Here is a 17,684-nt window from a genome sequence, read left to right as displayed (position 1 = left end):
AGACGACAAATTCCACAATAATACCTGTAATTTTATCAGATAAAGTGCCCTAGACACAGCTTCAAGTGATATCAACTTCTGTATTGAGAAGGACACATCTATACCTGACAGCTAGAGCAATAAAACGTGTTTCTTTGCCCGATTTTAAGTTCCTGAATCAGCTCTTCACAGTTAGGACACTGTTCACCAGCCTTACCATACACTTGCAGTTCTTGAGCGAAGTATCCAGGCTTGCCATCCGCTTGGGCGAAGTCTTTGAGTGTGGTGCCGCCTTGTTTGATGGCGGTAGCGAGTACTTGTTTGATCTCTTTGGTTAACAAGACCCACTCTTCTTTTGTCACTTGGCTTGCTGCGCGAAGTGGATGAATTCGCGAAGAAAACAGCGCTTCATTAGCGTAGATGTTACCCACACCTACCACTACTTTGTTGTCCATAATGAACTGTTTGACGGCAACCTTACGCTTTTCTGCTTTCTCAGCAATGTAATCTGCGTTGAAGTCGTCAGTTAGTGGTTCAGGGCCAGAGCCTAGTAGCACAGAATGAACCTCATCCGATGCCGACCACAACCACGCACCAAAGCGACGCGGATCGTTGTAACGCAATATCTTGCCATTGGTTAACTTAAGATCCACGTGATCGTGTTTTGCTGGCGGGAAATCGGCATCCAACACGCGCAGTGAACCCGACATACCAAGATGCACAATCGCAGTGCCTGTATCTGTCTCAATCAATAAATACTTTGCGCGACGCGAGATTGAGCGAATCACCTGCCCTTCTAATCGCTTAAGTTCTTGAGGGATATCCCAGCGCAGTTTAGGAGTACGAAAAGTCAGAGTTTTAATCTTCTCTCCGACTAAATGAGGCGAGATCCCCATGCGGCTTACTTCAACTTCGGGTAATTCAGGCATAGTTATTCGTCCGATTTAGGTGGTTTTTCTGATATAGATAGCTTGTCTGACTTAAATGAATCTTCTGAGCCAAAGCTTGGAAACAAGTAACTCTCTTCAATAGACACCGCCAACCACTGATCATTCCAGTTTTTTAGCAACCAAAACTCAGCAAGTTGATAATAGGTAATACGCTGTGGCTCTTCTTGGTCTTGATACCAAACTTCAATGGTGTGCGGCGTATTAAGCTGGGGAGTCAGGTCGGTATAAGTTTTAGCGTCGACTTCCGTGCCTACTAGCTGTTGCCAGCGTTGCGATAATTCTTGGGCACTCACACTTTGCTCTGAGACAGACTCTTTCATTTGATAAACCCAATGGCCGTCTTCTTGCACTACCGACCACTTAGTAAAGTGTAAGGCTTGAAGTTCTGCTTTTGGGTTTAAAAGATAAGGGTAAGGGCTGCTTGCCTGAAGTTCAGGCTCAGGTTCGATAAGGTACGTTTTGATCAATGTTGGAAGGTTTAGCACCCCAATAAAAGCGATCACGCTTAACATGAGTATGTTGTTCCATCGACGTCCACGATATCTCATCTGATTCTGCTCATCTAACCTATTGAGTGTTCAGTATATCGTGAAAATGGCGACACATTCTATCCTGAGTAATTTTCTATCACATAAGCTCATCGGCAAGTGTAACGTCTACCGGCTAGGTGCCAAATTGAGCCCATACTGCTGACACTTATCAAAAACACTGAGTCTTCTCGAAAAACTTAAGCTTGTCAAAAAGCCTCAGGTTTCTCAAACACAGGAAGGGGCTTCCCAAATTTTGGGCATAAAAAAACCCAGCTATAAGCTGGGTTTTTAATTTATTCTTCTATAAAAGAAGAGACAAAGGGGCTATCAATTACTTGATTTTAGCTTCTTTGTACATAACGTGCTGGCGAACTACTGGATCAAACTTTTTGATCTCAAATTTGCCTGGCATGTTACGCTTGTTCTTGTCAGTTGTGTAGAAGTGACCAGTTCCAGCAGAAGATACTAGACGGATTTTCTCACGAATGCCTTTAGCCATTGCTTAATTCCTCTTAAACGTTTTCGCCACGTGCACGGATATCAACAAGAACAGCATCGATGCCTTTCTTATCAATAATACGCATGCCTTTAGCAGTTAGACGTAGTTTAACAAAACGTTTTTCGCTCTCTACCCAGAAACGGTGAGTTTGTAGGTTCGGCAGAAAACGACGCTTGGTAGCATTGCGTGCGTGTGAACGGTTGTTACCCGTTACTGGACGCTTACCAGTTACTTGACATACTCGGGACATGAATGTCTCTCCAAATCGTTTCAGCTCGATATCAACCTTGGTGGCCGAACCTCTCTATCAATTCTGAAAATAGAGGTAAAAACCATAATGGAAAATCCATTCAAGGCTATCAAAGGTCGCGTATTATACTAACTTGACATGCATTGCTCAAGACCCGAACAGATCCTTTTTAAGGATTTCGTGATCTTTTTTTGAACAGGGCAGCTATTTGAGTAATCAGAGCTGATTTAAGGTTCTAAAATGTGGGCGGAATGATAGCAGATTTAACGCAACTAACAACCTAAAATGTGATTCAAATCCATCCGCGCTCTGCAAAAGAGATAACTTCGCCATCTCCAACGACAAAATGGTCGAGAATTCGGATGTCCACTAGTGCCAATGCGTCGGTTAATCTACGTGTAATTCGCCTATCTGCTTGGCTTGGCTCCGCGACACCGGAAGGATGGTTGTGCGCTAGGATTAAAGCGGCTGCATTATGATGAAGTGCCCGTTTAACCACTTCTCTCGGGTAAACAGATGCTGCATCGATGGTTCCTTCAAACATCACTTCATCCTTTATTACTCTGTTTTGGTTATCTAGGAACAGTATATAGAAGGCTTCTCGCTGGCGATCACGCAATATACTCGAAAGATACAACTTGGTGTGACTTGGGCTAGTTAGTGCATCCCCTCGAGATAAAGTCTCGGCCAAATAACGTTGCGTCATCTCCAAAACAGCCTGCAACTGGACATATTTCGCCTGCCCCATCCCTTTATGGGCACAAAACTCAGCCTCCGTTGCAGAAAAAAGATGGCGAAGCGAACCAAAATCTTTGATCAACTTGTCTGATAGCTCTAAAACATTCATTCCTTGTGTGCCCGTTCGAAGAAATATCGCTAACAACTCCGCATCACTTAAGGAGTCGGGGCCTCTACTCAGTAACTTTTCTCTTGGCATCGACTCAACAGGCATTTTACTTATAGGCATATAAAGGCTATCTAGGGTGATGAATACGATCCATCAGCCTAAACCGTTTGTCTACGGAGAGCTTCCACTGCGTTATAAAGAAGACTAATGCCTAGCAAAACCGTGTAATTGATAAGTTTGATAACATCAACTTGATGAGTGTCAAACCTGTTCCAATTCTGCTTCTAGGCACTAATCCTTTGTTCTGATATCGTTAGTCCCAGAGAAATTAAGGAACAGAATCATGCAAACATTGGTTAATCAACTGGATAACGCTGACCAACAAGGCCTAGCTGGAAAAAAAATCCTACTTGGCATTAGTGGTGGTATCGCAGCTTATAAATGTGCCGAACTGACTCGACGCTTAATCGAACGTGGTGCGCAGGTACAAGTCGTCATGACTAATGCGGCTAAGGAGTTCATTACTCCTCTCACCATGCAAGCTGTCTCTGGAAGGCCAGTGTCTGATAGTTTGCTTGATCCTGCTGCTGAAGCTTCCATGGGGCACATCGAACTGGCGAAATGGGCTGACCTAGTCTTATTAGCACCCGCAACCGCAGACCTTATTGCGCGTATGGCCGCAGGCATGGGTAACGACCTACTGACCACTTTGGTTTTAGCAACCGATGCGCCAGTTGCGGTATCCCCAGCAATGAACCAACAAATGTACAGCCACCCTGCAACTCAAGAGAACATCGCAACGCTAAAACGTCGTGGATGTGAAATCTGGGGTCCGGCAGCTGGTGAACAGGCCTGTGGCGATGTTGGTATGGGGCGTATGTTAGAGCCAATGCAACTGGTCCATCGTTGTGAAGACTTCTTCCAACCTAAACCTCTGACTGGCCGTTCGGTGTTAATTACTGCGGGTCCAACTCGCGAAGCGATCGACCCAGTTCGTTACATTACCAATCATAGCTCGGGCAAGATGGGCTATGCACTGGCTGAAGCGGCCGCGAAACAAGGTGCTACGGTAACTCTAATTAGTGGCCCTGTATCACTCGCGACACCAAATCAGGTTAATCGCATTGATGTAGACAGCGCACAACAGATGTTTGATGCCGTGAATGCCAATGCTGCTCAGCATGATATTTTCATCAGCTGCGCTGCGGTTGCTGATTACCGCCCAGAGACCATTGCAGACCAGAAGCTTAAAAAAGTCGATGGTAAAGATGACATGACCATTCAAATGGTTAAGAACCCAGACATTGTGGCTTCCGTTGCCTCAATGATCGAAGATCGTCCATTTACTGTCGGCTTCGCAGCAGAAACTCAAGATGTCGAGAAGTATGCGCGCGGAAAATTGGAAAGAAAGAACCTCGACATGATTTGCGCCAACGACGTTTCTGTCGAAGGCCAAGGCTTCAATACCAGTAGTAATGAGTTGCACCTTTATTGGAAAGGTGGCGATAAATCTCTACCTCTAGATAGCAAAAACTCTCTTGGTTTCCAGATCCTTAATCAGATCCAACAGCTTATTGACGTATAAACGCACAAATTTTACCCTGACAATACGCTGACACCTCTCGATTCTGTTGACCTAGGTCTTACAAAACTAGGAACAGAATTGAATGGTGTTTATAATCCTTCTTCACTCAATCCTCATCTTTAGGAAAGGAAGTAAATAGATGGCCGGTACTCGAAAATCAAACCGTCGTGAAGAAATCCTGCAAGCTCTAGCACAAATGTTGGAATCGACCGAAGGCGCTTCTCGTATCACAACGGTAAAGTTGGCCAAGCAAGTTGGTGTTTCTGAAGCTGCGTTATACCGCCACTTCCCAAGCAAAGCTCGCATGTTTGAAGGCTTGATCGAGTTCATTGAAGAAGCGTTGATGTCTCGAATCAACCGTATTCTAGATGAAGAGAAAGACACACTAGAGCGCATACGCCTAGTGCTACAACTTATCTTGGTTTTCTCAGAACGTAACCCAGGCCTGACTCGAATTTTATCGGGTCATGCTCTAATGTTTGAAAATGAACGCCTACGCGATCGCATCAATCAGCTTTTCGAACGTATTGAGACACAACTTCGTCAAATTCTACGAGAAAGAAAGCTTCGTGAAGGGAAGTCATTCCCGGTTGATGAAAAAATCTTAGCGGCTCAATTGTTAGGTCAGGTTGAAGGAAGTTTAAATCGATTTGTTCGCTCGGACTTCAAATATCAACCGACAGAAAACTTTGATGCTTATTGGGCTCTACTCAGCGCTCAGATTAAGTAAACTCAATATCTTAAGTGATGGTTATGACGACGAAAAACTCTCCTGCAAGTAGCACGGTACAACACGTTATTAATAAGCCACCTTTTACCCTAGCACTACTGCACCCTAAATATTGGGGAGTTTGGTTTGGCTTTGGGTTACTGGCTTTTATAGTCAACATTCTACCTTACCGAGTATTACTACTATTAGGCCGTTCGTTAGGTGCTCTTGGTGCCCGCTATGGAAAAAAACGCGTAGCGGTAGCGACACGTAACTTGGAATTAGCCTTCCCCGATAAGCCAGCAGATGAAGTCGCGGCAATGGTCAGCGAGAATTTTAAAAATACTGGTATGGCATTGGTTGAAACCGGTATTACGTGGTTTTGGCCAACATGGCGCTTCAAGCGCATCCTAGTTGATAAAGATACCGAAGTTCTTCGTAGTCATCAGGCTAACGGTAAAGGCGTTCTACTATGTTGTGTTCATGCCTTGAATCTAGAGATCACAGCCCGAGCAATGCCGATCTTGGGTATTCCTGGCCTAGGTGTTTATCGCCCGCATAACAACCCAGCTTATGAGTTCATTCAATACCGCGGTCGAACTCAAAACGGCAACCGTCTAGTTCACCGTAAAGACGTAAAACGTATGATCCGAAGACTGCGACAAGGTGAGACCCTTTTCTACCTCCCTGATCATGACTACGGTCGCAATAAATCTGTATTCGTACCTTTCTTTGCAGTAGAGGATGCAAGCACCACCACTGGAACCAGCATTTTGGCTTACACCAGTCGATGCGCGGTCGTTATTGGGTCTGGCTTTAGAAATGCCGACGGAAAATATGAAATCATGGCCGACGAATCAATCGAAGATAACTATCCGCAGAAAGATGAAAAAGCGGCAGCAGCGTATATGAACCGCTATCTTGAGAAGATTATCTTAAGAGCCCCAGAACAATGGATGTGGCTACACAAGCGCTTCAAAACCATGGAAGATCCAGAAGCGGAAAAAGGCATTCGTTACAAGTAAGCGAGCCTTGTTCTGTCCAATAAGATTTAAGTAAAAAAATGCCCGAAAGAGTTTCATCTCTCGGGCATTTTTCTTTTTTAAGCTCTAAACCTAAGGCACTAAACCATTAGGTTCAACTTCTTCAGTTTACGAATTAGATTCCGTATTGAGTTCGGTACGCTTTTACTGAATCAAGATGTGCTGCGTCTGTGCCTTTCTCTTCAAGAAAAGTCACTAAATCAGTCAGGCTAACGATTGAGATAATCGCACAGCCGAAGTCGCGCTCTACTTCCTGAATCGCAGACAACTCGCCTTTGCCCTTCTCTTGACGGTCGATAGCAACAAGCACACCCGCTAAGTCAGCGCCGTTTGCTTGGATGATTTCCATCGACTCACGGATTGCAGTACCTGCAGTGATCACGTCATCCACTAACATGATGCGACCTTCAAGTTCGCTACCGACTAGGTTGCCACCTTCACCGTGGTTCTTTGCTTCTTTACGGTTGAAGCAGTAAGGCGTGTCCACATCGTGGTGATCAGCAAGTGCAACCACTGTTGTTGTTGCGATTGGGATACCTTTGTATGCAGGGCCAAATAGTACATCGAACTCAATACCTGAATCTGCTAATGCTGCTGCGTAGAAGCGACCTAAGCGTGCTAGGTCACGACCTGTATTAAACAATCCAGCATTGAAGAAGTAAGGGCTCTTACGGCCAGACTTTAAAGTAAACTCACCAAACTTAAGTACTTCTTTCTCTAGTGCAAATTCAATAAATTCACGTTGATATGCTTTCATGTTCTTCCTCTACGTTTATTCAATAAAACTTAACTTACGCTCTGCACTACCCTTTCGGGTTTTACAGACAAAAAAATAGCTCCTTGTGAAAGGAGCTATCTAAAAACTATTCTGCTAACGCCGACTTCTGCGCTTCAACAATATCGGCAATGCCCTTATTCGCCAGGGCTAAAAGCTGCATCAGCTCTTCGTGGCTGAACGGTTCGCCTTCTGCGGTGCCTTGAATCTCAATCATCTTACCGTCTTCCGTCATTACAACGTTCATATCGGTATCGGCTGCTGAGTCTTCAACGTACTCAAGGTCACACAGTGCTTGTGCACCAACGATGCCCACTGAAACTGCCGCTACGTGGCCTTTCATTGGGTTCTTCTTCAGTTTGCCGCTTGCTAGTAGGCTGTTGATAGCATCAGCCATTGCAACGCTTGCACCTGAGATAGAAGCAGTACGAGTACCGCCGTCTGCTTGGATAACATCACAATCGACAGTGATCATGATTTCACCCATTACTTTCAGGTCAACAACAGCACGTAGGCTACGAGCGATCAGACGTTGGATTTCCATCGTACGACCACCTTGCTTACCGCTCGCCGCTTCACGACGGTTACGAGTGTGCGTCGCACGTGGAAGCATGCCGTATTCAGCCGTTACCCAACCCTTTCCTTGGCCTTTCAACCAACGCGGTACGTTTTCTTCTACCGTCGCATTACATAGAACTTTAGTGTTGCCGAACTCAACTAATACAGAACCTTCAGCATAAGCAGTGTAGTTACGAGTAATTTTAATTGGACGAATTTGATCTACAGCGCGGTCATTTGGACGCATTGGTATCTACCTTATTAACAGTCTGAAGTGATTTACTATCGAAAGAGTGCATCACCTAAGAAAGGGGTGAGACAGTTTTGATTGGGGCAAGATTATATAGCAGTTTATCTTTCAAATCTATTTACCATTCAAAGTGGCCTACTACTTAAGGCGACTTACGACTCAAAGATACTTACCGTGAAGGCTATTTATAACGGAAAATCGACAAGCTTCGGGAGCACACCATATCGTGATACTATGCGTGCGCGTTATTTTCAGAATGATAAAAGACAGGAAAATTCGATGATTTATAGTATGACCGCGTACGCGCGCAAAGAAGTAAAAGGCGATTGGGGTACAGCAGTATGGGAAATCCGTAGTGTAAACCAACGCTACCTAGAAACTTACTTCCGTATGCCTGAACAGTTCCGTGGTTTAGAGCCAATCCTACGCGAGCGTTTCCGTAAGCGTCTAGCTCGCGGCAAGGTTGAATGTAACCTACGTTTTGAAGCAAACCCAGCAGCGAAAGGCGAGCTAAGCATTAACGAAGGTTTGGCTCAGCAAGTAATCAATGCTGCTAACCAAGTAATGACGATGACAGGTGAAGACAGCCGTTTGAACCCATTCCAAATTATGAACTGGCCTGGCGTAATGGAAACGCCAGAGCAAGACATGGATGCCATCAACAAAGATCTACTTGAAGCATTCAACGATGCAATCGCAGAGTTCATTGACGCTCGTGCTCGTGAAGGCGAAAACATGAAAGCGCTCATCGTTCAGCGTTTAGATGCAATCACTGAAGAAGTCGTTAAAGTTCGTGCACGCATGCCTGAGATCCTAGAATGGCAACGTGAGCGTCTTCTTACCAAATTTGAAGATGCGAAGATTGAACTTGAAGGTTCTCGCGTTGAGCAAGAGCTTATCCTACTGGCTCAGAAGTCAGACGTAGCAGAAGAACTAGACCGCCTAGACTCTCACGTGAAAGAAGCGAATGTAGTATTGAAGAAAGGTGGCGCTTGTGGCCGTAAACTTGACTTCATGATGCAAGAGTTCAACCGTGAATCAAACACGCTAGCATCTAAGTCTATCAGCACAGACATCACAGCATCGGGCGTTGAGCTTAAAGTTCTTATCGAACAGATGCGTGAGCAGATCCAGAACATTGAATAACAGTTCGTCAGTAACACACTGTGGATAGCCACTAGCTGAATCAGTGTTGATTAGATCAAGATAAGCTCCTAGTTTTAGGGGCTTTTTTTATGGATACAATAATGACAATCAGGATGAGTAAGTTGAGCAGGTTGTTACGCAGGAGATGTACTTAGCACAAAAAATAGATACAGCGATAGATAGAACTGATCAGGTGTACAAAAGGATTTTTAATATTTAGAGGAGGTGTTGCAAGTGGAGGAGAATGTTACGGTAAAACTGAGGGGAAACTGGTTTGAGAGAGAAAGTGACGCAAGTTGCTATTGCAACCTGCGCCGACTTAAAATCTTATAGAGCTACAACGTTTGCAGCTTGAAGACCTTTTTGGCCTTGCTCTACTTCGAAAGACACTTGTTGGCCTTCTTTAAGAGTCTTGAAACCTTCAGAAGCGATTGCACGGAAGTGTACGAATACGTCAGCGCCGCCGTTGTCTTGAGTTAGGAAACCGAAGCCTTTCTCTTCGTTAAACCATTTTACTACGCCGTTTGTTTTGTTAGACATGATGTGTCCCTTATATAAAAATAAAAAATTAATCGCCAAAAGTGCGATGCGCTGAAAGCTTGAATTATTTAATGTATCTATGAAGCCAAGGGAAACACTGAGAATAACAATGAAGCAATACTAAGGGTTTTACTTTACAACTGGATGTTTCATTTAATAACCCTGAAAACAGAGCAAGCACATTCTTGGTGATCCTGACCAGGTTGTAAAGCGTTATTTGAATAAAATGACTATTTTTTGTTCAATTAACTTCTATTCAGCCCCACAACATCACTGAACTTCATTTACAAAGCTATGATCTGAAGAAATTTACTCTTCCGCGGTTTGGTTCGGGCAACACACACGGCCAGTAATAATGTTCTACTAGAATCAAGAGTACGACAAAAGCAAAAGCAAGCGCCGTGGCAGCACTCTCCACGTAACTAAACTACCTGTATCTTCACACCAAGTTCTCGTAAAGCATCAAGCACCTTAGGGTCAGCGCCGTCATCTGTAATCAATGTGTCAATCTGAGAAGCGGTAGCGAGTAACTTTCCACCATGTTTACCTACTTTGCTGCTATCTATCAGAGCCACAATACGATCACCATACTCCAGCAGCTTTTTCTCTGCCATATAGACCAATAGATCAGAGGTATGCACACCAGCTGTCGTAACACCCGTACCCGTAAAGAAGACAAAACGACTTTTATGGTCATCTGCTGCTTCTTCATCTGGAGAAATAGTGATCTGACGTTCGGGTAGATATTGACCACCAAGTATGATGATACTTTGATGATCTTGACTAATCAGCTGATAAGCCAATGGCATAAAATTCGTCACAACTTGCACATCACGATGCGCTAAATGCTCTCCCATCAAAAAAGTCGTATTGCTACCACTCACAATAATACTGTCGTGTTCTTCACACATATCTGCCGCAGCTTTAGCAATTCGCTTTTTCGCTACATAGCTTTCTATATCTGTTTCGCAGGGGATAAAGCTGCTTGGTGCATGAGTTGCGGCTAGGGACGAGTCAAAATTGATTACCTCTGCCCCATTACGGATTTTTTTCAGCCTCCCTTCTTCCGCCAACTTTGTAATGTCCCGACGAGCTGTAGATAAAGAGATATCTAACATCTTCACATAGTCATTTGTCGTTATAAACGTATGACTCGTTAGATGATCTAACAAGCTTCTATGACGCTGAGCTTCATTCATTGTTCATACCATTAAGTTCTTTTGAATTATTTTGACGCATTATGAACTTTTGAGCAATTAGATTCTCAAAATGAACTCTTTTGAATTAATTTGACTCACAATGTGTGATCGAAACCATTATTTCGCTCATAATAAATCAAAAATGACTTTACGTGACCGCATTTGACCACTTATAGTCACTTTGCGTCATGAGATATCACTGGAGAGTAAAATGAAATACCAAGCAGTAATGATTGATTTAGATGGAACACTGTTAAGTGATGCTGAGCAGATCTGCGTGACTAACAAACAAGCGATTTGTCTTGCCGTTAATAATGGATATCAGGTGAGCTTGGCGAGTGGTAGACCGCACCAGTTGATGATGCCATATGTTGACCAGCTTCAATTATCACAACCAATCATCTGCTGCAATGGTGCCTATATTTATGACCCTAAAACACAACGTGTTCAACATCAGCACACAATTAGTCATGAATCACTAACGGGTCTGTTGAGCTTACTGAATGATGGACATTTCGCCTTCACCATCTATTCAAGTAAAGGCATCTTTGCTCAAAAAGAATCAACTCATACAAAGGGTTTAGAAAAAAAGGCTGAGGTTATTAATGCCGCAATGGAGCTGCAGATTATCCCAACGCTGACCGAACTCATCGCTCGCAGTGGCGATGTATACAAAGTATTAGTGTCTAGCCAAGACAAAGAATCTCTAAACCAGTTACGAGATTCCTTAAAAACGCACTTCCAAGCTGACTTATCAACACCGAATAAATTGGACATTACGTCTAAAGCAGCCACCAAAGGTCACGCTCTTCAACAGTGGCTAAATGACCAAAGAATTTCATCTCATAACACCATTGCTTTTGGGGATGGGGACAACGATGCCTCTATGTTCCGACTTGTCGGAGAGCCTGTCGCAATGGCTAATGCCAGCCCTGCTTTAAAAGGCATGGCTAATCTAATTGTTACCAATAACAACGGCTGTGGAATTGGCCAGTACCTTCGCTTGATAGTGCAAGAAGGCCAACACACATGCCAAAACACTTTTAGTTACTAAGGATAAATCATGAAAAAAGTAAAAATTGCCGCAGGATTAGCACACGTAGATTACGGCCACATTGCAGACGTAGTGAAAGAAGTATCTGATGCTGGTGCCGATTACATCCACTGTGATGCAGCAGATATGCATGACCTGAAAAACCTGCAATTGATGGGGGGGCATCAAATTGTTGAAGGCATTCGTCCTTACACTGAAAAGCCAATTGAAGTTCACGCTTACTTCAAAGATTGCGACAAATTATTTATCGATAAAATCGCAGCTGCTGGTGCAGACATGCTGATTCTACCAGCTGAGCATTTTATCGGTGCTCCTCTGTGTTACATCATTAAGTACTGTCAAAACCACGGTATGAAATTTGGTTTAACCGTTGGTGCATTAACGCCAGTGTCATTTGTTAAAGAATCTATCTACTACCTAGACCGTTTACACATTGTTATTCACGGCATTACTGATGGCGATGATGAATGGTTATGGCGCAAATCTGCGATTGCAATGATCCGCGAAGCACGTGAACTCATCAACGAACGCAACCCTAACTGTGAGCTATGTGTAGATGGCGGTATCCGTAACCACAACATCGAAGAACTGCTTAATGAAGATATTGATGTGATGGTTGCATCGACAAATATCTTTGGCCACAAAGACGGCATCACAGCAGGCGTTCGTGACTTCCGCGCAGCAATCGACCAACTGGAAGATAAAGCAGCGGCAGATACAAAAGAAGTCGAAACCGTTTAAGTAATTGCCTAGCGCAGTTTCTATCGAATCGATGCGCCACAGCAATCTAGAAATAACGGTGCTAAACCTACCCCCCTCTATGCTCGGGTTTGGCACCACTACCAAGGATTAAACCATGACACAGTTTCAACACTATCAACCGACCAAGCTAACCTTTGGTGCGGGTGAGATTCAGAAAATAGGTCAGCTTATCGCTCAATATGGCACACGTTGCCTAGTAGTATCCGAACCTATTTTTGATGCAGTAAAGCCAGCCTATGACCGCATTTTTACTTTGCTTTCAGAGCAAGGAATTGAAGTGACTCATTTTGATGGTGTCGTACCGAATCCGCCTACAACCGTCGTTGAACTTGGCCGCCAAGTGGCCATCGGAAATAACTGTGATGTGGTTTTGGCTATTGGTGGTGGTTCATCGATTGATACAGCAAAAATCATTTCGGCAACGATCAATACAGAGTCTCTAGATTGGGCCCATTGGTTTGCCACTTATAATTCACCGTTTGGGGACGTCAACCCACTACCCGCGAAAGTCGTACCTTTGATCGCTGTACCTACAACATCGGGAACTGGCTCTCAAGTGACGCAAGCGGCAGTGATTACCGACCTTGAGCAACATGCAAAACTAACACTGTTTCACCCTGAATTTTTCCCTTGTGAAGCGTTAATCGATCCAGAGCTCATGCTGACACTGCCTCCACGTATGACAGCTATGACCGGATTTGATGCTTTTTCACATGCGTTTGAATCATTTACGGGTACTCGACCATCTCCATTTGTTGATGGTATGGCGTTAGAAGCAATGAAGCTTGTCATTGATCACCTACCGAGTGTTGTCGACAACGGCGCAGATTTACATGGCCGCTGCCAACTCGCGAAAGCAGACACACTTGGCGGGATCTCGCTAGCTAATGGCGGTGCGGGGGCACCACACCCTTTAGGCGAAATCTTAGGTAGTAGCAAAACAAACCTACCACATGGGTTAACACTCGCAGTGGTTTATCCAGCTTATGTACAACTTCAATGGCGCAAGCAACCAGAGAGATTTGCTCAAGTGGCTGAGTTATTTGGTGCTGTGGGAAGTACCGAAGAAAAAGCTCAATCATTAGCGGCTGCTCTTGTGAAATTCCTTGAACGTATCGGTCTTGAATCGAACTTAACTCAAGTAGGTGTCACCAAAGAAGATGTTCAAAAGTTGGAGCCGGCTTTTTGCTTTGATCTACCACTAACCAGTGGTGAAGAAATGAAAAAAGTATTGCAGGCCAGTTTGGTTGAATAAGCGACAGTCACGAATTCACGTTTGTCATAATTAAAGAAAATGGAGATTGAAACATGGAATGCAAGAACAACACTTTAGGTCATACAGCTTTGAAATTGGAAAGAGAGGAATTCATTGCCAGTAACCTAAAAGCGTTGGTCTTTGACTTCGATGGCCTTCTCGTCGATACCGAAACCTGTATGTTCAAAGCCTGGGAAGCTTTGTTAAAACCATACGGAGTTGAAGTTTCGCCACTCCAGGTTGCTGGCCTAGTTGGGAGCTCAGCGCCAGCAACCTACCTTTATCAACTATTCAACAAAGCGTCGAATCAAAAGCTGTCCGATTCACAAATTCGCGATCGAGTGATCGCTCATGCCTACCAATTAATTGCTTCAATAACAGAACGAGAAGGTGTCCGTCAGTATCTAGACTTTGCTAAATCACACTCATTGAGCATTGCACTGGCCACCAGCTCAGAGGCTGAACATTACATGCCAATTCTGAATCGTTTGAACCTTACACCCTATTTTGACTGTTTTATCGGAGCAGAAGACATTGCCTCAGATAGACGGAAACCACATCCCGATGTGTATTTAGCGGCATTAGAACAACTCGGTGTATCTGCCCATCAAGCCATCGCTTTCGAAGATTCCCCTCCTGGAATTATGGCGGCTCGATCGGCAGGAATACCAACAGTTGCAGTAACCAATTTGCTCACTCGTCACCTCGATGTCTCGCTAGCCAACGTGGTGCTGAGTTCGATGAATGATCAAACGCTACTGCAATTGATAAACCAACTTACCGAGAATGAACGATGAATAAATTAGAACAACTGAAAAAGCACACCACTGTCGTTGCCGACACAGGTGATATTGATGCTATTGCTGCATTTCAACCTGAAGACGCCACAACCAACCCATCTCTAGTACTAAAAGCCGCAGAAATGCCGCAATACGATCTCTTAATCGCCGATGCGATCACTTGGGCAAAAGCACAAAGCAACGACAAATCACAACAGTTGATCGACGCTGGAGACAAACTGGCGGTCAACATTGGTTTAGAAATTCTAAAAACGGTACCGGGGCGCATCTCAACAGAAGTTGACGCTCGTATGTCATTCGACAGAGTCGCAAGCTTGGCAAAAGCTCGAAAGCTTATCGGCATGTATAACGAAGCTGGCATCAGTAACGACCGAATCCTAATTAAGTTAGCGTCAACTTGGGAAGGCATTCGAGCAGCTCAAGAGCTAGAGAAAGAAGGCATCAATTGCAACCTAACGCTGCTGTTCAACTTTGCACAAGCCAAAGCCTGTGCAGAAGCCGGTGTATTCTTAATCTCACCTTTTGTCGGTCGTATCCTAGATTGGTACAAAACCAATACCGATAAAAAAGAGTACCTTCCTCATGAAGATCCTGGTGTCGTTTCAGTCTCTGAAATTTACAACTACTACAAAGATCATGGCTACAACACGGTTGTGATGGGCGCGAGCTTCCGCAATGCCGATGAAGTCCTAGCATTAGCGGGCTGTGACCGTTTGACCATAGGCCCTGCAATTTTAGACCAACTTGCAGCACAAGAAGGCTCTGTTGAGCGCCTACTCTTTGCCGACCGTGACACCATCAAAGAGACACCAACAGCTATGACTGAAGCACAGTTCCGCTGGGAGATGAACCAAGACCCGATGGCAACAGAAAAGCTCGCCGAAGGCATCCGTAACTTTGCCGTCGATCAAGGCAAGTTAGAAACCATGATCGAAGCACGCCTGTAGGAGAAGCAGAATGATTACACGAACTAAATTAGCTGACGCTATTCGCGTTCTAAGCATGGACGCTGTACAAAAAGCAGGCTCGGGCCACCCCGGAGCACCGATGGGCATGGCCGATATCGCTGAAGTTCTATGGCGTGATTTTCTAAAACACAACCCGAGCAACCCTAACTGGGCCGACCGCGACCGTTTTATCTTGTCGAATGGCCATGGCTCAATGCTTATCTATAGCTTGTTACACCTATCTGGTTACGAGCTATCAATGGATGACATCAAATCTTTCCGTCAATTACACAGTAAAACCGCAGGTCACCCTGAATACGGTTACGCTCCAGGCATTGAAACCACTACCGGCCCATTAGGACAAGGCATCACCAACGGTGTCGGCATGGCTTTGGCTGAAAAGGTTTTGGGTGAACAGTTCAACCGTGAAGACCACGATATTGTTGATCACCACACCTACGTGTTCATGGGTGACGGCTGCATGATGGAAGGTATTTCTCATGAAGCATGTTCACTTGCCGGTACGCTTGGACTAGGGAAGCTGGTCGCTTTTTGGGATGACAATGGCATTTCGATTGATGGCGAAGTCGACGGCTGGTTCTCTGATGACACACCAAAACGTTTTGAAGCCTACGGTTGGCATGTTATTGCTGATGTTGATGGTCATAACGCTGATGATATTCACAAAGCGATTACTGAAGCTAAAGCCGTAACAGATAAACCAACCTTAATTTGCTGCAAAACCGTGATTGGTTTTGGCTCACCAAACAAGTCAGCCAGTCATGACTGTCATGGTGCTCCGTTAGGTGCTGATGAAGTCGCATTGGTTCGACTCAACCTCGGCTGGGACCATCCTGAATTTGAAATTCCTCAAGATGTATACCAAGCATGGGATGGGAAAGATAAAGGACAAAGCAATGAAGATGACTGGCAAACACGTTTCAATGCTTATCAAGAGGCGCACCCAGAATTAGCCGCTGAGTTTTTGCGTCGTAGCCAGAACCTATTACCTGAAAATTGGGATCAGCACACTCAAGATCTAATCCAGACTTTGCAAGCGAATCCACAAACCATCGCGACTCGCAAAGCATCACAAAATACTATAGAAGCATTCGGACCATTACTGCCTGAGTTTTTGGGAGGTTCAGCCGATTTAACCCCTTCAAACTTAACTAACTGGTCAGGCTCAAAAGCAATTACCGCTCAAGATGCGTCAGGAAACTACTTGAGTTACGGCGTTCGTGAATTTGCGATGTCTGCAATGATGAATGGCGTGGCGTTGCATGGTGGCTTTATCCCATACGGCGGTACGTTCTTGATGTTCATGGAGTACGCTCGTAACGCGCTTCGTATGGCAGCACTAATGAAGCAACGCAGTATCTTCGTTTATACCCATGACTCTATCGGTTTGGGGGAAGATGGTCCGACACACCAACCGGTTGAACAAATCGCATCGCTTCGACTTACTCCAAACATGAGCACTTGGCGTCCTTGCGACCAAGTAGAAACCGCGGTGGCTTGGAAGTCTGCTATCGAACGTTTTGATGGCCCAACGTCATTGATTTTCTCTCGCCAGAACCTTGTTCAATTCGAACGTGATCAAGATACGCTTTCCAATGTAGCAAAAGGTGGATACATCCTTTCTGACTGTGAAGGTGAACCACAGCTGATTCTAGTCGCTACGGGCTCTGAAGTGGCACTCGCCATGGAAGCAAAAGCACAGCTAACTCATGTTCGTTGTCGTGTTGTTTCAATGCCGGCCACCGATATTTTTGATGCACAAAGCGCGGAATACAAGGAACAGGTTTTACCAAGCCATGTTACAGCACGAGTTGCCATAGAAGCTGGTATCCGTGACTACTGGTTCAAGTATGTCGGGCTACACGGTGACATTGTGGGAATGACAAGCTTTGGTGAATCAGCACCAGCAGAACAACTCTTCGAAATGTTTGGATTTACGGTTGAAAACATCGTTGAAAAATCCCTAGCGGTTCTGGAGAAGTAAT

Annotated in this window: 19 protein-coding genes; 10 read left to right on the top strand and 9 right to left on the bottom strand. The window is 44.7% G+C overall.

Annotated elements, in window-relative coordinates; all coding sequences use genetic code 11:
* Nucleotides 1–98: 98 nt before the first annotated feature.
* From mutM to radC, 5 genes are all read right to left on the bottom strand, one after another.
* Nucleotides 99–908 carry a bifunctional DNA-formamidopyrimidine glycosylase/DNA-(apurinic or apyrimidinic site) lyase gene (mutM, locus tag ACED60_RS07675; protein ID WP_371727252.1) on the bottom strand — a complete coding sequence of 270 codons (810 nt, stop codon included), beginning with the start codon at nucleotides 906–908 and terminating at the stop codon, nucleotides 99–101.
* A gap of 2 nt (nucleotides 909–910) precedes the next feature.
* Nucleotides 911–1,477: a hypothetical protein gene (locus ACED60_RS07670; protein ID WP_371727250.1), complete on the bottom strand. Its 567-nt coding sequence runs from the start codon at nucleotides 1,475–1,477 to the stop codon at nucleotides 911–913.
* Nucleotides 1,478–1,790: 313 nt separating this feature from the next.
* The gene (gene rpmG, locus ACED60_RS07665; protein ID WP_002535344.1) at nucleotides 1,791–1,958 is read right to left on the bottom strand and encodes a 50S ribosomal protein L33; all 168 of its coding nucleotides are present in this window, start codon (nucleotides 1,956–1,958) and stop codon (nucleotides 1,791–1,793) included.
* A 13-nt stretch (nucleotides 1,959–1,971) separates the two neighbouring features.
* Nucleotides 1,972–2,208: a 50S ribosomal protein L28 gene (gene rpmB / locus ACED60_RS07660; protein ID WP_004728407.1), complete on the bottom strand. Its 237-nt coding sequence runs from the start codon at nucleotides 2,206–2,208 to the stop codon at nucleotides 1,972–1,974.
* Nucleotides 2,209–2,500: 292 nt separating this feature from the next.
* Nucleotides 2,501–3,175 carry a DNA repair protein RadC gene (radC, locus tag ACED60_RS07655; protein WP_012603038.1) on the bottom strand — a complete coding sequence of 225 codons (675 nt, stop codon included), beginning with the start codon at nucleotides 3,173–3,175 and terminating at the stop codon, nucleotides 2,501–2,503.
* Nucleotides 3,176–3,398: 223 nt separating this feature from the next.
* Between radC and coaBC the strand changes: the two genes are divergently transcribed.
* From coaBC to ACED60_RS07640, 3 genes are all read left to right on the top strand, one after another.
* Nucleotides 3,399–4,640: a bifunctional phosphopantothenoylcysteine decarboxylase/phosphopantothenate--cysteine ligase CoaBC gene (gene coaBC, locus ACED60_RS07650; protein ID WP_102257559.1), complete on the top strand. Its 1,242-nt coding sequence runs from the start codon at nucleotides 3,399–3,401 to the stop codon at nucleotides 4,638–4,640.
* Nucleotides 4,641–4,779: 139 nt separating this feature from the next.
* Nucleotides 4,780–5,370, top strand: coding sequence for a nucleoid occlusion factor SlmA (gene slmA / locus ACED60_RS07645; RefSeq protein WP_004741428.1), 591 nt, complete (start codon nucleotides 4,780–4,782; stop codon nucleotides 5,368–5,370).
* A gap of 23 nt (nucleotides 5,371–5,393) precedes the next feature.
* The gene (locus ACED60_RS07640) at nucleotides 5,394–6,374 is read left to right on the top strand and encodes a Kdo(2)-lipid IV(A) acyltransferase (protein ID WP_029223859.1); all 981 of its coding nucleotides are present in this window, start codon (nucleotides 5,394–5,396) and stop codon (nucleotides 6,372–6,374) included.
* 133 nt (nucleotides 6,375–6,507) lie between these two features.
* Here the strand turns inward: ACED60_RS07640 and pyrE are convergent, their stop codons facing one another.
* Nucleotides 6,508–7,149 (bottom strand): orotate phosphoribosyltransferase, encoded by a 642-nt coding sequence (gene pyrE / locus ACED60_RS07635; protein ID WP_371727249.1) that lies wholly within the window; start codon nucleotides 7,147–7,149, stop codon nucleotides 6,508–6,510.
* Nucleotides 7,150–7,255: 106 nt separating this feature from the next.
* On the bottom strand, nucleotides 7,256–7,972 hold the full coding sequence (gene rph, locus ACED60_RS07630; RefSeq protein WP_019826449.1) for a ribonuclease PH: 717 nt from the start codon (nucleotides 7,970–7,972) through the stop codon (nucleotides 7,256–7,258).
* 282 nt (nucleotides 7,973–8,254) lie between these two features.
* Here rph and ACED60_RS07625 point away from each other — a divergent pair, with 282 nt between their 5' ends.
* Nucleotides 8,255–9,121: a YicC/YloC family endoribonuclease gene (locus tag ACED60_RS07625; protein ID WP_009847984.1), complete on the top strand. Its 867-nt coding sequence runs from the start codon at nucleotides 8,255–8,257 to the stop codon at nucleotides 9,119–9,121.
* 327 nt (nucleotides 9,122–9,448) lie between these two features.
* On the opposite strand, the gene ACED60_RS07620 is transcribed toward ACED60_RS07625, so the two are convergent.
* Nucleotides 9,449–9,661, bottom strand: coding sequence for a cold-shock protein (locus ACED60_RS07620; protein ID WP_004735656.1), 213 nt, complete (start codon nucleotides 9,659–9,661; stop codon nucleotides 9,449–9,451).
* 422 nt (nucleotides 9,662–10,083) lie between these two features.
* Entirely contained in the window at nucleotides 10,084–10,860 is a 777-nt protein-coding gene (gene ulaR, locus ACED60_RS07615) for an HTH-type transcriptional regulator UlaR (RefSeq protein ID WP_012603034.1), read from the bottom strand.
* Between the two features lie 211 nt (nucleotides 10,861–11,071).
* On the opposite strand from ulaR, the gene ACED60_RS07610 reads away from it, so the two are divergent.
* The 6 genes from ACED60_RS07610 (at nucleotide 11,072) to tkt (ending at nucleotide 17,683) form a co-directional block, all read left to right on the top strand.
* On the top strand, nucleotides 11,072–11,914 hold the full coding sequence (locus ACED60_RS07610; RefSeq protein ID WP_371727248.1) for a Cof-type HAD-IIB family hydrolase: 843 nt from the start codon (nucleotides 11,072–11,074) through the stop codon (nucleotides 11,912–11,914).
* 9 nt (nucleotides 11,915–11,923) lie between these two features.
* The gene (locus ACED60_RS07605; protein ID WP_012603032.1) at nucleotides 11,924–12,655 is read left to right on the top strand and encodes a ribulose-phosphate 3-epimerase; all 732 of its coding nucleotides are present in this window, start codon (nucleotides 11,924–11,926) and stop codon (nucleotides 12,653–12,655) included.
* A gap of 115 nt (nucleotides 12,656–12,770) precedes the next feature.
* Nucleotides 12,771–13,931, top strand: a complete 1,161-nt coding sequence (locus tag ACED60_RS07600; protein WP_371727247.1) for an iron-containing alcohol dehydrogenase — start codon at nucleotides 12,771–12,773, stop codon at nucleotides 13,929–13,931.
* A 53-nt stretch (nucleotides 13,932–13,984) separates the two neighbouring features.
* Nucleotides 13,985–14,728, top strand: coding sequence for an HAD family phosphatase (locus ACED60_RS07595; RefSeq protein ID WP_017099279.1), 744 nt, complete (start codon nucleotides 13,985–13,987; stop codon nucleotides 14,726–14,728).
* Nucleotides 14,725–15,678, top strand: a complete 954-nt coding sequence (gene tal / locus ACED60_RS07590) for a transaldolase (RefSeq protein ID WP_371727246.1) — start codon at nucleotides 14,725–14,727, stop codon at nucleotides 15,676–15,678. The genes ACED60_RS07595 and tal overlap by 4 nt, the downstream gene beginning before the upstream one ends.
* Before the next feature lie 10 nt (nucleotides 15,679–15,688).
* Nucleotides 15,689–17,683 carry a transketolase gene (gene tkt / locus ACED60_RS07585; protein WP_371727245.1) on the top strand — a complete coding sequence of 665 codons (1,995 nt, stop codon included), beginning with the start codon at nucleotides 15,689–15,691 and terminating at the stop codon, nucleotides 17,681–17,683.
* The last annotated feature ends 1 nt before the right edge of the window (nucleotide 17,684 follow it).

Origin of the sequence: Vibrio sp. 1F279 (genome assembly GCF_041439815.1) — a bacterium.
In the GTDB taxonomy this organism is placed as follows: Bacteria; Pseudomonadota; Gammaproteobacteria; order Enterobacterales; family Vibrionaceae; genus Vibrio; species Vibrio tasmaniensis_A.
Note: the sequence above shows the minus strand (reverse complement) of the source record. Positions and strands in the feature narration are given on the sequence as shown.

Coding starts and splice junctions, on each gene's coding strand:
- tal (WP_371727246.1), top strand. CDS start 14,725: ATGAATAAATTAGAACAACTGAAAAAGCACACCACTGTCGTTGCCGAC.
- rph (WP_019826449.1), bottom strand. CDS start 7,972: ATGCGTCCAAATGACCGCGCTGTAGATCAAATTCGTCCAATTAAAATT.
- ACED60_RS07605 (WP_012603032.1), top strand. CDS start 11,924: ATGAAAAAAGTAAAAATTGCCGCAGGATTAGCACACGTAGATTACGGC.
- ACED60_RS07625 (WP_009847984.1), top strand. CDS start 8,255: ATGATTTATAGTATGACCGCGTACGCGCGCAAAGAAGTAAAAGGCGAT.
- rpmB (WP_004728407.1), bottom strand. CDS start 2,208: ATGTCCCGAGTATGTCAAGTAACTGGTAAGCGTCCAGTAACGGGTAAC.
- ACED60_RS07610 (WP_371727248.1), top strand. CDS start 11,072: ATGAAATACCAAGCAGTAATGATTGATTTAGATGGAACACTGTTAAGT.
- mutM (WP_371727252.1), bottom strand. CDS start 908: ATGCCTGAATTACCCGAAGTTGAAGTAAGCCGCATGGGGATCTCGCCT.
- ACED60_RS07600 (WP_371727247.1), top strand. CDS start 12,771: ATGACACAGTTTCAACACTATCAACCGACCAAGCTAACCTTTGGTGCG.
- ACED60_RS07640 (WP_029223859.1), top strand. CDS start 5,394: ATGACGACGAAAAACTCTCCTGCAAGTAGCACGGTACAACACGTTATT.
- ACED60_RS07595 (WP_017099279.1), top strand. CDS start 13,985: ATGGAATGCAAGAACAACACTTTAGGTCATACAGCTTTGAAATTGGAA.
- ACED60_RS07670 (WP_371727250.1), bottom strand. CDS start 1,477: ATGAGATATCGTGGACGTCGATGGAACAACATACTCATGTTAAGCGTG.
- slmA (WP_004741428.1), top strand. CDS start 4,780: ATGGCCGGTACTCGAAAATCAAACCGTCGTGAAGAAATCCTGCAAGCT.
- rpmG (WP_002535344.1), bottom strand. CDS start 1,958: ATGGCTAAAGGCATTCGTGAGAAAATCCGTCTAGTATCTTCTGCTGGA.
- tkt (WP_371727245.1), top strand. CDS start 15,689: ATGATTACACGAACTAAATTAGCTGACGCTATTCGCGTTCTAAGCATG.
- ulaR (WP_012603034.1), bottom strand. CDS start 10,860: ATGAATGAAGCTCAGCGTCATAGAAGCTTGTTAGATCATCTAACGAGT.
- pyrE (WP_371727249.1), bottom strand. CDS start 7,149: ATGAAAGCATATCAACGTGAATTTATTGAATTTGCACTAGAGAAAGAA.
- radC (WP_012603038.1), bottom strand. CDS start 3,175: ATGCCTATAAGTAAAATGCCTGTTGAGTCGATGCCAAGAGAAAAGTTA.
- ACED60_RS07620 (WP_004735656.1), bottom strand. CDS start 9,661: ATGTCTAACAAAACAAACGGCGTAGTAAAATGGTTTAACGAAGAGAAA.
- coaBC (WP_102257559.1), top strand. CDS start 3,399: ATGCAAACATTGGTTAATCAACTGGATAACGCTGACCAACAAGGCCTA.